Genomic DNA, 14,895 nt, shown 5'->3' with positions numbered 1-14,895 from the left:
GCGGGCGCCGTTCGCGCCCGCACCACGTGGCCTGTTCACCGGATCACCCTCGCTGTCGCCCCGTCCGCCGTACTACGTCACCAACCGCACCGGCAGTACGACGATGGAACGCCTGACGGCCTACACCGCCGACCCGAGGGCGAGCAGGCTGCCGGGGATCTTCCTGTCCGCCCTGCGCGGCTGAGCCAGGAGCCGGGTCAGGAGTTGAGGATCCGCGCCTTTTCGGCGGTGAACTCCGCTTCCGTGAGCAGCCCTTGGGCCTTCAGGTCGGCCAGCGCCGTGAGCTGGGAGACACGGTCCGTGGCCGGGGGCTGCGCGGCGGCAGGCGGCGGGGCCTGGGCCGCGACCTGGGCTGCGGTCTGGTCGACCATCGCCTGCTGCTGCGACTGGGCGTACGCCTGCTGCTGCATCTCCTGATTGCTCATGCGCCGGTTCATCCGGCCCGAGACCGCGCTGGCGGTACCTGTGATCACCGCGGTGCGGGCCATGGTGCCGAGCAGTCCGGGCCTTCCCATACGTCGAGGCATGACGGGCTCTCCTTTTCGTCGCGTCTACTGAGCGTCGAGCGCCGCGACGGCCTCGACGACGATGTCCCTCGGGATGCGTTCCAGGAACTGCAGCTCCCCGCGCGAGCCCCTCATGGCGGCGGCAAGGCCTGCGGCCCAGGTGTTCTCCCAGACGATGACGGCCGCCGACGAGCCGGTTGCGATGCCGTCGGCGACCGACATCAGGTCCTCGTCGCTGAGCAGGTCGAACTGGTCGTCGGCGAGCTTCTCGAACGCTTCCGCGACGTCGGGATCCGCGAGCTCGACGACGGCGACGGAGCCGTCCTCCGCCTTCCTCACGAAGGTCAGGTCGAGGATGCGGACGGTCCCGTTCTCCTGCAGTTCCCGCAGCGCGGGCACGATCTCGCCGTTGAACCGGTTGCCCTCGAAGGCCACCACGGCGACGTCCACCGGGCCGACGGTGTCGGGGTTGAGGCCACTGGCCATGGTTGAGCCCCCTTCGCAAAGTACCTATACAGAACAAAACGGATGATAGGGCGGGGCGGAGGCCGCGGCGACTCGGGTGCCCGGCCGCGGGCGAAGGGGCGTACGGGAAAGGCCGTGGGGCCGGGCCCCTGGATCAGGGAACCGGCCCCACGGCGGGGTGGTGCGGGTGCGATCAGCCGTCCGTGCGCCGACCGCGGCGGGTCGCGACGGTCAGCAGGGTGCCGGCCCCCAGGGTCAGGGCCGCGCCGATCGCCGCCCACAGGGTGTCGGACGAGGCGCCGGTGTCGGGCAGTGCGTTCGGGCCGCCGGGGTGCGTACCGGGCTGTCCGGGAGGAGGCGTCGTCCCCTCGTCGGGCGTGGCCGGCGGCGGGATCGGGGTGCCCGGCGGGACCTCGACCGTCGTGGTGCACTTCGGGTCGGTGGAGCCGGGCTCGCAGGTGGAGTCCTTCGGGCCTGTGACGGCGTTCACCAGGGCGCCGTCCCCTCGTACCGGATCGCCGACGGTGACGGAGTACGTCACCACCGCGGGCTTCCCGGCCGGGACCGTCCCCTTCCACACCAGCTTCGGCTTCGTGTACTCCACGGAGCCGGCCGTCGCCGCCACGTCCTTGTTGTACGCGGCGTCGTCGAGCACCTCGGTCAGATCGTCGGTGAAGGTGGCGCCCGCGTAGTCCGCGGGGCTGTCGCTGGTGACGGTGACCGTGTACGTCACCTTGTCGCCCGGCTTCGCCGTGGCCGGCGACGCCGACTTGGTGAACTCCAGATGGGCCGGTGCGACCTCGATCCGGTGGTCCTCGACCTCGCCGGGCCCGCCGAAGCCGGTGGGCCGCACGGGAGCGGTGTCGCGGCGGACCGCGGCGCGGTCCGCGGACGCCTTGTCGCCGAAGAGCCGCAGCCGCAGGTACGACGTGCCCGCCGGCATCGCGTCGGTCCCGTGCCAGGTGAGCCGGGCCTGTGTCGCACCGGGAGTGACGGTGGCGGTGGCCAGCTCGTCCGCCCCGAAGGTTCCGTCGTGGTCGATGTCGATCCACCCGGCGAGGACCGCGTCGGCATCCGTCGTGTCGGTCACCGGGATCGTCAGGGAGACGTCCGGATCGTGCTGGTTGATCGTCACCGGGTCCGTCATGGCGTCCTCGGCCGCGTCCCCGTCGGTGCGCGTGCTCGGCTGGCCGTCGGTGTCCGGCTCGATGGCCGCGCCGATGCGCAGACCGCTCACGATCTCGGCGTACGCGCCGTCCTTGCGCAGGGTGGTTCCGTAGCTGTCGGGGGCGTCCCCGAAGTCGTATTCACGCGGGGGCAGGATCGTACGGCAGTCGGGGTCGGTGGAGTCGGGACCGCAGTTGGAGCCCGGGCCGCCGACCACCTTGTTGACGTACACACCGTCGCCCTCGTCCTGGCGCACCGCGAGCTGGTCCGCGGTCACCGAGTAGGTGATGGTCGCCGTGGCGCCCTTCGCCAGGTCGCCGGTCCAGGTCAACTTCGGGTCGTCGTGCGTGACTTCGCCGATGTCCGTCTTGGCGTCGTCGTTGTACGACGCGTCGTCCAGGACCTGCGTCAGGTCGTCGGTGAACGTGGCGCCCGGGTAGTCGGCCTTGCCGTCGTTGAGGACGGTGACGGTGTAGGTGATCTTGTCGCCCGGTTCGGGGCGCAAGGGACCGGCCGTCTTCTTGATCTTGAGGGACGGGAGCTCCGCCGTGGTCCCGCACTTCGGATCCGTGGAGCCTTCGGGGCAGTTGGTGCCCGGGGTGTTCGACGTGACGGCATTGGTCATCGTCTGGTCGCCGGTCAGCGGGTCGTTGACCTTGACGGAGTAGGTGACGGTCACCGTGCCACCGGCCGGGACGTCGCCCTTCCAGGTCAACTTCGGCTCGTCATAGCTGACTTCGCCGCTGTCGGCCTTCCCGTCCTTGCCGTACGCGGCGTCGTCGAGCACCTTGCTGAGGTCGTCCGTGAACGAGGCGCCGGGGTACGGAGACGTGGCGCTCTTGTTGGTGACGGTCACCGTGTACGTCACCGTGTCCCCGGGCAGCGGCGCCGCCGTGTCCAGCGACTTGCTCAGCGCGAGGGTCGGGATGTCACCGGTGTGCGTGGAGCACGTGGGATCGGTGGATCCCTCGGGGCAGTTGGAGCCCCCGGTCACCGCGTTGTCGAGCTTGCCGTCGCCGAGCTTGGCCGGATCGGCGGCCACGGTCACCGAGTAGGTGACGGTCACCGTTTTCCCGGCCGGCACGTCGCCGGTCCAGGTCAGCTTCGGCTCGTCGTACGAGGTCGTGCCGCCGCTCGCCTTGACGTCCTTGTTGTACGCGGCGTCGTCCAGGACCTTCGCCAGGTCGTCGGAGAAGGTGGCGCCCGTGTACGTGCTCTTGCCCGGGTTGGTCACCGCCACCGTGTACGTCACCTTGTCGCCGGGCTTGACCACGGCGCCCGCGTCCGAGGACTTGGCGACCAGCAGGTCCGAGACCGGCGTCGTCGTACTGCAGTCCACGCAGTCCGATCCGGGCGGTCCTGTGACGGTGTTCTCCAGCGAGTAGTCCCCCTTGTCCGGGGTGTTCACGGTCACCGTGTAGGTGACGGTGGCCTTCTCGCCCGGGTCGAGGTCGCCGGTCCAGTAGAGCGTGGTGTTGTCCAGGGAGGCCGAGCCGCTGCTCGCCTTGACGTCGGTGTTGTACGTGGCGTCGTCGATGACCTTGGAGAGATTGTCGGCGACCTTCGCGCCGGTGTAGGCGACCTTGCCGGTGTTCGTGATGGTCACGGTGTAGGCGACCGTCTCGCCGGGCTTGGCGGACTTCTTGTCGGCGGTCTTGGCGATCGTCAGTTCCGGCACATCCGTGAGGGAGCCGCACTTGGGGTCCGTGGAACCGGGCTCGCAGTTCGACCCGGGCGGGCCGGACACACCGTTCTGCAGGGCCTTGTCGCCGCTGATGGGGTTCTTCACGGTGACCGTGTAGGTGACGGTGGCGGTCTCACCGGCCGCGAGGTCGCTGGTCCAGGTGAGCTTGGGCTGGTCGTACGCGACCGAACCGGTGCTCGCCCTCGCGTCCTTGTTGTACGACGCGTCGTCGATGACCTTGGTGAGGTCGTCCGTGACGGTCGCGCCCGTGTAGGTGCCCTTGCCGGTGTTGGTGACGGTGAGCGTGTAGGCGACCTTCTCGCCGGGCTTCGCCGACTTCTGGTCGACCGTCTTGGCGATCTCCAGCTCCGGGACGTCGACCGTGGCCGAGCACTTCGGGTCGGTGCTGTCCGCAGGGCAGTTGGACCCGGGCGGCCCGGTGACGGTGTTCTTCAGTACGTTGTCGCCGGTCGCCGGGGCGTTGACGGTGACCGTGTAGACGATCGTCACCCTGGCGCCTGCGGCGATGTCGCCGGACCAGTAGAGCTTGGCGTTGTCGAGGGTGACGTTGCCGCTGCTCGCCTGGGCGTCCTTGTTGTACACGGCGTCGTCCAGGACACCGGTCAGGTCGTCGGTGATCCGGGCGTTCTTGTACTCGGCCTTGCCGGTGTTGGTGGCCACCACGGTGTAGGTGACCTTCTCGCCGGGCTTCGCGTTCTGCCGGTCGGGTGTCTTCTGGATCTCCAGGGTGGGGGTGCCGACCGTGGTGGTGCACCCCGCCTCCGTACCCGCGAAGCAGTTCGAGTTCGTGTCCCCGACCACGGTGTTGGTGAGCAGGCCGTCCCCGGTGCCCGGGTCGTTCGCGGTCACCGAGTACGTGATCTTCGCCTGCTCGCCCGGGGCCAGGGTGCCCGCCCAGCTGAGCTTGGGCGGCCCGTACCGGACGGTGCCCGCGTCGGCCTTCATGTCCTGGTTGTACGTGGCGTCGTCGAGGACCTTGGTGAGGTCGTCGGTGAGGGTCGCGTCGACCGGCACCTCGCCGGGATTCGCCACCGTCAGCGTGTACGTCACCTTCTCGCCCGGGACGACCGGCTCACCGCTCGCGGGGGAGGAGGTCTTGCTGATCGTGTAGCGCGGGTCGACGAACTTGATCGTGGCGCAGCCGGGGGCGTTGACGCCGACCAGGTCGGTGACGTTCGCCGCGCAGTTCTCGTACTCGCCCTTGGGCGCGGTGACGCTCACGGTGAGCGTGCAGGATGTCTGGCCGGAGTTGAGGTCGCCCTTCAGCTTCACGTTCGTACTGCCGGCCGCTGCTGTCACCGCGCCGTTGGTGCAGGTCGTCGAGGCGCCGGGGGAGTCCGCGATCTTCATCCCGCTCGGCAGGTTGTCCGCGAACGACCAGCCCTTCTTCGTCAGCAGGTCCGAGGTGTTCGTGACGGTGAAGGTCAGCTGCGCCGTGCCGTTCGAGGGCGCGGCGGCGGTACTGAACGACTTGTCGATGCTGGGTGTGACATCGAGGATCCGGATGTCGTCGAAGGCGTGGTCGTTGCCGGTGCCGCTGCCCTGCCCGTTGCGCATCCGGATCCCGATCTCGTCGCCGGAGAACAGATACGGAGTGTCGGCCGGGGCGTCGAGAACCATGACGCCGTCGTTCAGCGGGGTCACGGACCTGGGGTCCGTGCAGGGGTCGAGGGGCTTGGTGAAGGTGGGAATCTCCTCCGTGCCCTTCTTCAAATAGAACTTCATGAGCGGGTGCGCAGCCTGGCAGTTCTTTGCCGCGGTGGTGACCGCGAAGGTGAGGAACCGGTTCGAGGCGTGCAGCGGGATCGGCTGGACGGTGTCGAACTGGATCTTGTTCACGCCCGGATCGCGATAGGTGAACGCGGTGACAGCGTGGTTCTGGTCCGGGTCGGCCGGGTTGATGTACGCCCCGATGGCCCGGGCAATGCTGCGGGAACCGTCCCAGAACGTCTCGTTGGCGCAGGACGTGATGCCGGGGGCGTAATTCTCGGAACCGCCGTACTTGAGAACCCAGCCGTTGCAGCCGGTGAGCCAGGACGGATCGGCGGTGTAGCTCTCGTTCTGAGGAGCCGCACCCGCGTACTTGTTGAGGAGTGCGGGCGTGGAGCCGGTGTTCTCGAAGTTCTCCTCGTACACCACCGTCGGATCCTTGGGCACGCCGGGCGCCGCCGCCCTGAACGTGGCGGGAAGCCTCTCGGAGGCAGAGGCGTGGTCGTGGCGCAGGAGCGCTTGCGCGGCGGCTGCGGGTGCCGCACCCATCGTGCCGAGGGCGGTGCTGACCACCATGGCAAGGGCCGATGTGCGCCTGGAGCGGGCTCTCCGGCGTGCTTCGTCTGTCATGTGTACCGCTTTCAGCCGCGATGGGGAGTGGGCGGCCCCAGAATCACATGACACACAGTCACTTTTATTCACTCAAGGTGATTCTCGGCTGAGATGTACCTGGATGGGCCCGGGAGCGGCCGCGTCGCCCGGCCTGCGGCCCCGACCTGCGACACTGCGTGCAACGGTGTTGTCGACGACAGGAGTGGGCAGCGGTGGGCCTCGAGGATCTCGGACTCTCGGCGGACGAGGACGCCGTCTACCGGACGCTGATCCAGGTGCCCGCGGCGGACGGCGCCGAAGTCGCCGAAGCGGCGACCCTGTCGGCTGTGCGCGCCCAACTGGCCCTGGGGTCGCTGGTGGACCGCGGACTGGTGACGGCCAGGGGGCAGGACGGCGGCCGCCGGTATGTCGCCGCGCCCCCGGCCGTGGCGCTCGGCGTCGAACTCGCCGCGCACCGCGAACGGTTGCAGCGGGCCGAGCTCACGGTGGCACGGCTCGTGGAGACGTACCGTACGGCCAGCGTGGACCGGTCCCAGCGCGAACTGGTGGAGATCGTCGAGGGAACCGAGGCGATCCGCACGCGCTATCTCCAGATCCAGCTCTCCGCACGTCACACCGTCGACATCTTCTCCGCCGGCGAACCGCGAGCGGTCACCCCGACGGACAGCGAGGAAGTCACCTCGCTGGCCCGCGACGTGCGGGTGCGGGCGGTCGTCGACCAGGGCTTCCTCAAGGAGCCGGGGGCCGCGGAGCATGTGGGGCAGTCCCTCGCGGACGGCGTTCAGGTCCGTACCGTCGTACGCGTCCCGTGCAAGCTCATCCTCGCGGACGGCGACACGGCGATGCTGCCCCTGCACGGGGACAGCGGTGACGTCGACCCGGCGGTCGTCCTGCGCGGCGGCGCGGCTCACCTCGCGCGTGAGCTGTTCGAGCAGGTGTGGGAGCGCGGCAGGCCCTACCAGGAACCGGCGGCGGAGCTCGACGCGCTCGACACGGACGTTCTGCGGCTGCTGCTCGCGGGTTTCACCGACACCGCCGTGGCCGGGCTGCTGGAGATGTCGGTCCGCACACTGCAGCGGCGGATCCAGATGCTGATGGCCAAGGCCGACGCGACGACCCGTCTTCAACTGGGCTGGTACGCCCGCGACCGCGGGTGGGTGTGACGGCCGGCGGAAGAAGTGTGGCGGGCCGATCGCCGACCGTCGGCCCGCCACACGCTTGTCAGATCACCGGAGCCCGACGGCCCGGATGATCTCCTGGTCGACGGTGAGTCCGCCCGGCGCCTGGGCCGAGGTCTTCAGCGACACGAAGTGTCCGTCGGACGGAGTCCTCAGCACGGTCGTCCAGCGGCCGTCCGCCGTCTTCCTCAGCTCCGCCTGCTGCCAGGTGACGCCGTCGTCGTACGACACCTGGAGCGTGGCGGCGGTCGCCTTCACATCACCGGGGTACGTGGCCGAGCGCAGGCCCAGTTCGAGCTTCTTGCCCGCCCGCGCAAGCCCCTGCAGGTCGGTGTCGACGTCGTAAGAGAGATTCAGCAGGGGCAGATCGGCCCTGACCGGGCCGTCGGCGGGAATCGCCTTGGCCTCGAAGCCCCAGGTGGTGCTCGTGGAGGTCGGCCAGGCCTGGCCGTTGCGTTGTCCGGTCGCCGTCAGCCGGTAAGCGCCCGCAGGGGCGTGGAAGACGTGTCCCGACTGGGCGTTCGCCTTGGCGACCAGAGTGTCGCCCTGGTAGAGCGCTGTCTGCGTGCCGGCGCCTCCGATGCCGAGGTGACCGTCGTCGCCGTCCGACCACATGGCGATGTTCCACTGGAACGTGCCGGTGCGGCTGTAGTTCGCCGTGTACCCGGTGCCCAGGCGAGGTGCCTGGACGGGCTTGAACCACTCCTCGTCGCTGTGGCGGCCCGCGGTGTAGTGGGCAGCCAGGTTCATTTCGGCGAGGCTCGGCCCGCCTCCCGTAGTGGAGTGCTGCTCGTACCAGGAGCCCATGCCGTCCGGCTCCGCGGTGACGTACTCCGTCACGGTGCGGCCGTAGAGCTCGTACTCGTCGCCACCCAGGGCCGGGCCCCAGGAGGGAGCGAAGTAGCGCGCTCCCTGCCCGAGCGTGCCGGGTGCGCCGGCGTATGCGGCGTCCACGCGGGCGAGTTCGCCGTCCCTGGGGCGATAGGCCAGCGGAGCATCGGGGATGCTCCCCTGGTAGCTCTGGAGCAGGTCGTAGGTGTAGCCGGGGAACTGCTTCTGGCGGACCGTGATCCTGCCGTACCCCGACGTCGCCTCGGAGACGAGCCGCGCGCCGTCGGTCCGTGAGACGGAGGTGACGGTCGTGTCGCCGCCACCAGTGTAACTCGCGTACAGGCGGCCCGCCTTGTCGTTGACGATGACGAGCAGGGCGGCGCCCGCGTCGGCTGCCGCCTGCGCGCGCTGGGACGCGGTGACCGCGCCGCTGCGGTCGATGACGACCGCCTTGCCCTTGACGTCGAGGCCTGTGTAATCGGCGGCCGCGCCCTTGCCCGCGTACACGGTCTTCAGCGTGGCGGTCCCGTCGTGGAAGACCGTGGAGCCCTGAGCGGTGAGCGTGATCGCGTGGCCGCTGCCGGTCTCGGCCTTCAAGGCATTCTCCCGCGTCCGCCAGTGGACGAAGGCTTTCAGGGTGCCCTTGTCGACCTTGGGGGTCGGGCTCAGGTAGATCGAGTCGAAGGCGATCGGCAGCATCATGGTGGTGTTCCAGTGCGAGCCCAGGGCGGTCGAGCCGGTGTCGTACACGCGGGACACGTCCAACGACGCCTGGGTGACCGCGCTTTCGCGGTCCGTCACCGCGTACGCCTTGCGCGCCTTGCTCGCGTCCAGGGTGACCGTGCCGGAGGTGTGCGTGGCGTCGAGGGCGGTGTCCGGCGAGATCAGCAGGGCCTTGCCGAGCGAGTCGGGGGAGTCACCGGGGATGTCCATGTACGTCGTGGCGGTGTAGGTGCCGGGCGGCAGGCGCAGGGTGTCCTCACCGTTGACGCCCAGGTACAGCGGGGTGTCGGAGCCGTCCTCGTGGAGGACGACCGTGCCCGCCGTCGGCTTCCCGTCGCGGCCCAGGACCTTGACGGTGTAGTCGTACAGCTCCTGCTCCTTGTACATGGCGAAGCCGGTGTGTGCGGCCACCGTGCCCGTGGTGCTGTCGGTGGCGACGACCTGGCCCGAGAAAGAGGTGCCCGCGGGCACCTTGGACGGGTCGAGGGTCAGCGTGACGTCCGTCGTGTCGCCGGCCGGGACGGAGACCGAGGACGCCGAGAGGCTGTAGGCGCTGCCGGCGGTGCCGAGCGACAGTGCGAGCGTGACGTCCGAGGTGCCGCTGTTGCGGTAGGTGATCGTGCGCGTGGCGGGCTGGGCACCGGAGTTGGGCCACTTGTACGAGGCCGCGGCCACCGACCCGTTGGCTTCGACCGTCGAGTCCACGGCGGCTGCCACGTCGATCCGGCCGGTCCCGGCCTCGTACGGTGTGGCCGAGATCCGTGCGGAGCTGCTCATCAAGGTGTCCTTGATGCGCTGGCCGCTCCAGTCGGGGTGGCGCTGCTTGAGGATCGCGGCCGCGCCCGCGACATGCGGGGTGGCCATCGAGGTGCCGCTCATCGTCTTGTACCAGCCACCCGTCCAGCCCGGGACGGACTGCGAGGCGGCGGCGCTGATGTCCACGCCGGGTGCGGAGACGTCCGGCTTCAGGGCGTACGAGTCGATCAGCGGGCCCTGGCTGGAGAAGTCGGCGCGCTCGTCGTTCTTGTCGACGGCCGCGACGGTCAGCGCGGAGGCTGCCGCGCCGGGCGCGCCGATGGTGCCGGGGTCGTAGGCGTTGCCCGCCGCGACGACGTACAGCGGACCGCCGTTCGCCGACAGGGCGTCGAGCGCCTGGGACATCGGGTCGGACCCGTCGGAGTCCTCGCCGTTGCCGAGGCTCATCGACACGACGGCCGCGCCCTGCTCCTTCGCCCACTCCATGCCGGCGATGACTCCGGAGTCGGCGCCCGACCCGGAGTTCGCGAGCACCTTGCCGACCAGCAGCCGGGCGCCGGGGGCGGTGCCCTTCTCGACACCGTTGGAGGCCGCGCCCGTACCAGCGATGGTGGAGGCGGTGTGGGTGCCGTGGCCGTGGCCGTCGTCGACGGTCTCGCCCGGTACGAAGCTCTTCGACCCGACGATCTGGTCCTTGAGATCCGGGTGGTCGACGTCGGCGCCCGAGTCGAGCACCGCCACCTTCACACCGCTGCCGTCGAGGCCCTTCGACCAGGCGGCGGGGGCGTTGATCTGCGCGGTGGATCCGGCGAGCGAGGCCTCGACCTTCCCGTCGAGCCACAGCTTGTCCACGCCTGCGGACAGCGCGCGTGGGGCGTCGCCCGGGGCGATGTCCTTCCAGAACGCGCGGGCCCGGCTCTTGTCCGTGTGCAGCGCGGTCGCATGGATCGACGGCAGCGTACGGACCGTCTTCGCGCCTGCCGGCGCCGCCGGGGGCGTGGCCGAGCGGCTCCTGGACGAGGTCCCCGTCGCGATGACGGGGACGGCGTCGGCGTGAGCGTCGTCGTACCCCATCGCCACCAGGCGCGTGACGTCGAACAGCCGCTGGTCGAGCTTCCCGGCCGCCAGCAGGCCCATCGCCTCGGCGGGCAGCACATAGGTGTCGCTGCCCTGCGTCAGCACCTGGACGCCACCGGTCGAGCCGTCCGCCGGGTCGACGGTGACGACGTCCTGCGTGCCGGGCCCGTCGGTGAAGTGGACGAGGTCGCCGGTCACCAGGGTGATGTCGTACGACTTCGTTGTGGCCGGGGCGGCGGATTGCGCCGCATCGCCGGCCGGGTCCTCGGCCGAATTGGCCGGAACCGCGGAACCTCCCGCGAGCGCCAGCGTCAGTGCGGCGGCGGCCGGGATGGACCGTCGTCTGGATATGGATCTCATAGGGAAGGGTTTAGTCCGTCCGTCCCACCGCACGCATCAAAGGGCGGTGGCGGGTTGATGCCATGGCGGAACCTGGACTGCACGTCCGGAGAACAGGTGGCGCGAACAAATGGGGGTGACCTGGGCTGCCCTGGGGTTGGTTCAGGCGCGCGATGATGCGAGCTGGGACGCTCGCGTCGAGGCGTCGAGGAGGGCGCTGAGCGAGGTGCGGGCGTGCTGCAGGTCGGTCATGCGGCTGTCCAGCTTCTGTAGTTGCGTCTGCAGGTGTTCCTGGACACAGGCGTCGAGTTCGGGACCGTCGCCGAGGAAGCAGGGCATCAGATCCCGGATGGTCTTCGTGGGAAGGCCGGCGGCCAGCAGGGTGCGGATCTGCGTGACGGTGGTCGGGGCGGCGGCGGTGTAGTGGCGGTGACCGCCGTCCGTTCTGTCCGAGGTGAGCAGGCCCTGGTCTTCGTAGTAGCGCAGCAGGCGCACGCTCACACCCGTCTCCCGGGCCAGATCGCCGATCTTCATGTGACCCACCTCACGCGCGATGACCTTGAACCTCACATTGGTGTCAGATCCTAGCGTTGGCGGCATGACGACAACACAAGCACCCATCTCCCTCTACGGTTTCCTGCGCCCCAGGCCGGAGCGCGCCGATGACGTGCGCCGACTCCTCGCCTCTCTCGTGGAGCCGACCAGGCAGGAGGAGGGCAATCTGGAGTACCACCTGCACGCCCAGGACGACGGCCGGCTCTTCCTGTACGAGGTCTGGCGCTCCCAGGAGGATCTGGACCGGCACAACGCGACCCAGCCGCTGCGCGCCTTCCTGGACAACTTGCTGGATTTCCTCGAAGAAGCCCCTGACGGCTACTTCGACACCATGGTCAGCCCGTACCCGACGAGCAGCGGCGGCAACTAGCACGCTGAGCAAGACCCCTCAAGGGTGAACGGCCCCGCACGAGTGATTCGAATCCCTGCCCAACACCGCGCGCCGAGACGCCGCTTACCCGCAGCCCTCTCGGCGAACTTTCGTTCGACGCATCGTTCGCCTGTCGCCGTTACGGGCTGCTGATCAGCAACGTTGTCCGGTCACATCCATCGCCGCCGCTCCCAGAGGAGATGTCATGAAGCCGTACCCCGTCCCTGTCACCTGCCCTTGCGTGTTCGACAACCCCCAGCCCCGAGCTCAGCTGCTCGTGACCCAGGTTGACGCCGCCCTCTTGCCTTTCAGCGGCTCTCGACCGTCACCGCGGTGGTGGGCATGAACGACCTCCACCGACAGGATTTCGCCCGGGACGCAGTGGGCTGTCTGGCGTGGGGGCCGGACAACGCGGACGCTGAGGTCACCGCCCGAGGGCGAGCGACTTCGGACCGCCTGATGCGGGGGGACAAGCAGTGAGCCGACGACACACGAGCATCGCGCACGTCATGCTTCTTCTTCAACGGCCCAGCGATGGCCGCATCTTGACCGTGCGGCACCAGCCGTCCTCCTCTCACGCGCCGAACCTGATCACCGTTGTCGGCGGGCACCTGGAGGCGGGCGAGTTCGCACAGGAGGCGGCCCGGCGTGAACTTCTGGAGGAGACCGGCGTCACCGCCGCACCGGGCACGCACCGGGGCCTGGTGTGGGTCGACCCCGGCCATCCACCCGCCGACTGCCACCCCTATACCCGAGCAGTACTGGACAACTTCGTCGCCGGAAACCTGTACGTGGAGATCACCGCCCCGGGCATCAAGGGAGGTGAGGTCGCGTGAAGAAGTTCTTCAGGCGGGTCCGGATGGCGGAGGCGACGGTTTCGGCGGCCGAGCAGGAACTGTTCGGTGGCCCGCTGCGCTATGACATGGGCTGGTCCAAACACGAAGGAGCCGGGCTCGACTTGACGATGCTCACGGCCATGCGCGCGCTGCCCCGGCTGGTCGCCGGCACGCTGCGCAGGGCCTGGCGGGCGGACCGGCCGGCACTGACGGCGGTGTGGGTGAGCGAGATCGGGCAGGGCATCGCCGCCGCCGTCGGTCTCCTCGCGGTCAACGCCGTGATGCACGCGCTGCTCGGTGGCGGAGCCCCGGCCGCGCGGATGCGCGAAGCGGTGCCCGCGTTGATCGCCGCCGCGGTCATCGCCGTGGTCAATGCCGGGCTGGCCGGCTGGTCCACATCGCGTGCCGGACGCCTCGAACCGCTGGTGGAGCGGATCGCCACCACGGAGTATCTGGCAGCCGCAACGGCCGTGGAACTGGAGGCGATCGAGGACCCGGAGTTCCGGCGGCTGATCGACGTGGCCCAGTACGGGGCCGCCGCCGCACGCCGCATGATCAGCGCCTGTGTCGCCGCGCTCAACGGCTCCATCTCCCTGATCGCCACAGCGAGCATCCTCACCATCCTCCACCCCGTATTACTGCCCATGCTTCTCCTGATCGCCGCGCCGCGAGGCTGGGGTGCGATGCGGGTGGCGCAGGAGCGCTATGTGTCGATGATGAACTGGGTCGAGCACATGCGCGCCAGCCGCCTGATTGGCAATCTCCTCACCGAGAGGTCCGCGGCCCAGGAGGTGCGGATCCACGCGGTCGGCTCGTTCCTGCTGGAGAAGTACAAGGCCATGGCGGAGAGCGCCGAGGAGGAGCAGAAGCGCCTCGCGAACGGCAAGGCGCTCACCGAACTGGTCGCCGCGGCGCTGTCGGGGCTGGCGATGGCCTTCACGTACGGAGTGATGGTCTGGCTGATCGTGTCCGGCCATATGAGCCTGGCCGTGGCGGGCACGGCGGTGATCGCGGTGCGATCCGGCTCGGCGAGCCTGGGCGCGCTGGTGATGAACATCAACCAGCTCCACGAGGAGTCCCTGTACGTCCAGGACCACGACTGGTTCCTCACCGACGCCGCGATGCGCGCCATCCCCGCAGGCGGAGACGATGTGCCGCCGCACGTCGGCCACGTCGACCTGGACAAGGTCACCTACAGCTACCCCGACCGCGATACCCCCGCCCTCGACTCGGTGTCGATGACCCTGCCCATGGGGTCGGTGACCGCGGTAGTGGGCGAAAACGGCTCCGGAAAGAGCACCCTGATGAAGGTGCTGGCGGGGCTGCTGATCCCCCAGGCCGGCACCGTGCGCTGGGGTACCGGCATCCTGGCCGACCTGGACCGCTCCCAGGTGTTCGCCCGCGTCTCCCTGCTGACCCAGGACTTTCAGCGCTGGCCGGTGACCGCGGCCCTGAACATCCGCATCGGGCGTCCCGGCCTGGACGCGGAGCACAAGGACCTGGAGCCCTCGGTCGACTACGCAGGGGCCCGGCCCGTCATCGCGAAACTGCCCCACGGACTGCGGAGCCTGCTGGCCCGGATGTTCCGCGGTGCCTCGGAGATCTCCGGCGGCGAGTGGCAGAAAGTCGGACTGGCACGCACCCACTGGCGCAGCTCCACCAGCACGGCCGACAGCGTACTGATCGTCGACGAGCCGACATCGGCCCTCGACCCCGAGGCCGAGATCGAGGCATTCGACCGCATCCGTCAACTCGCCTCCCCGCACCGGGCCGTCGTGCTGGTGACCCATCGCATGTCCGGTGTCCGCCACGCGGATCGCATCTACCTCCTGCACCGCGGACACCTGGTCGAACAGGGCGGCCACGACGAACTCATGGCGGCCAAAGGCCGCTACGCGGCGATGTTCACGGCGCAGGCCGCCCAGTACGCGCCCAGCCTCACCATCCCGCGTCCCACCGCGCCCAGCGTCACGGATCTCGCATGACCAGGTGCTGAATCTTCGGAAGGGATCCGTCCGCGCAGATCGGTAGTTAGTGTCCGTCGCATGACAATCCTGAGGAAGTT

General features: G+C 69.4%; 9 protein-coding genes. 4 read left to right on the top strand and 5 right to left on the bottom strand.

What is annotated here, in order from left to right; genetic code table 11:
* Nucleotides 1-197 precede the first annotated feature (197 nt).
* The 3 genes from AB0H78_RS07515 to AB0H78_RS07505 all read right to left on the bottom strand — a co-directional run bounded on the left by AB0H78_RS07515 (nt 198) and on the right by AB0H78_RS07505 (nt 6,183).
* Nucleotides 198-371, bottom strand: coding sequence for an SHOCT domain-containing protein (locus AB0H78_RS07515; protein ID WP_363233441.1), 174 nt, complete (start codon nt 369-371; stop codon nt 198-200).
* 180 nt (nt 372-551) lie between these two features.
* Entirely contained in the window at nt 552-992 is a 441-nt protein-coding gene (locus AB0H78_RS07510; protein WP_363233317.1) for a DUF6325 family protein, read from the bottom strand.
* Nucleotides 993-1,164: 172 nt separating this feature from the next.
* Nucleotides 1,165-6,183, bottom strand: a complete 5,019-nt coding sequence (locus AB0H78_RS07505) for a GEVED domain-containing protein (RefSeq protein ID WP_363233316.1) — start codon at nt 6,181-6,183, stop codon at nt 1,165-1,167.
* Nucleotides 6,184-6,377: 194 nt separating this feature from the next.
* Between AB0H78_RS07505 and AB0H78_RS07500 the strand changes: the two genes are divergently transcribed.
* Nucleotides 6,378-7,328 (top strand): helix-turn-helix domain-containing protein, encoded by a 951-nt coding sequence (locus tag AB0H78_RS07500; protein WP_363233315.1) that lies wholly within the window; start codon nt 6,378-6,380, stop codon nt 7,326-7,328.
* A gap of 63 nt (nt 7,329-7,391) precedes the next feature.
* Here the strand turns inward: AB0H78_RS07500 and AB0H78_RS07495 are convergent, their stop codons facing one another.
* Both AB0H78_RS07495 and AB0H78_RS07490 read right to left on the bottom strand, forming a co-directional pair.
* Nucleotides 7,392-11,090: a S8 family serine peptidase gene (locus AB0H78_RS07495; protein ID WP_363233314.1), complete on the bottom strand. Its 3,699-nt coding sequence runs from the start codon at nt 11,088-11,090 to the stop codon at nt 7,392-7,394.
* A gap of 141 nt (nt 11,091-11,231) precedes the next feature.
* Nucleotides 11,232-11,603: a MerR family transcriptional regulator gene (locus tag AB0H78_RS07490; RefSeq protein ID WP_363233313.1), complete on the bottom strand. Its 372-nt coding sequence runs from the start codon at nt 11,601-11,603 to the stop codon at nt 11,232-11,234.
* Nucleotides 11,604-11,667: 64 nt separating this feature from the next.
* Here AB0H78_RS07490 and AB0H78_RS07485 point away from each other — a divergent pair, with 64 nt between their 5' ends.
* The 3 genes from AB0H78_RS07485 to AB0H78_RS07475 all read left to right on the top strand — a co-directional run bounded on the left by AB0H78_RS07485 (nt 11,668) and on the right by AB0H78_RS07475 (nt 14,815).
* Entirely contained in the window at nt 11,668-11,994 is a 327-nt protein-coding gene (locus AB0H78_RS07485) for a putative quinol monooxygenase (RefSeq protein ID WP_363233312.1), read from the top strand.
* Between the two features lie 509 nt (nt 11,995-12,503).
* Nucleotides 12,504-12,830: an NUDIX domain-containing protein gene (locus AB0H78_RS07480; protein ID WP_363233311.1), complete on the top strand. Its 327-nt coding sequence runs from the start codon at nt 12,504-12,506 to the stop codon at nt 12,828-12,830.
* Nucleotides 12,827-14,815, top strand: a complete 1,989-nt coding sequence (locus AB0H78_RS07475; RefSeq protein ID WP_363233310.1) for an ABC transporter ATP-binding protein — start codon at nt 12,827-12,829, stop codon at nt 14,813-14,815. The genes AB0H78_RS07480 and AB0H78_RS07475 overlap by 4 nt, the downstream gene beginning before the upstream one ends.
* Nucleotides 14,816-14,895: the final 80 nt, after the last annotated feature.

The organism is Streptomyces sp. NPDC050738 (assembly GCF_040654175.1).
GTDB lineage: Bacteria > Actinomycetota > Actinomycetes > Streptomycetales > Streptomycetaceae > Streptomyces.
Note: the sequence above shows the minus strand (reverse complement) of the source record. Positions and strands in the feature narration are given on the sequence as shown.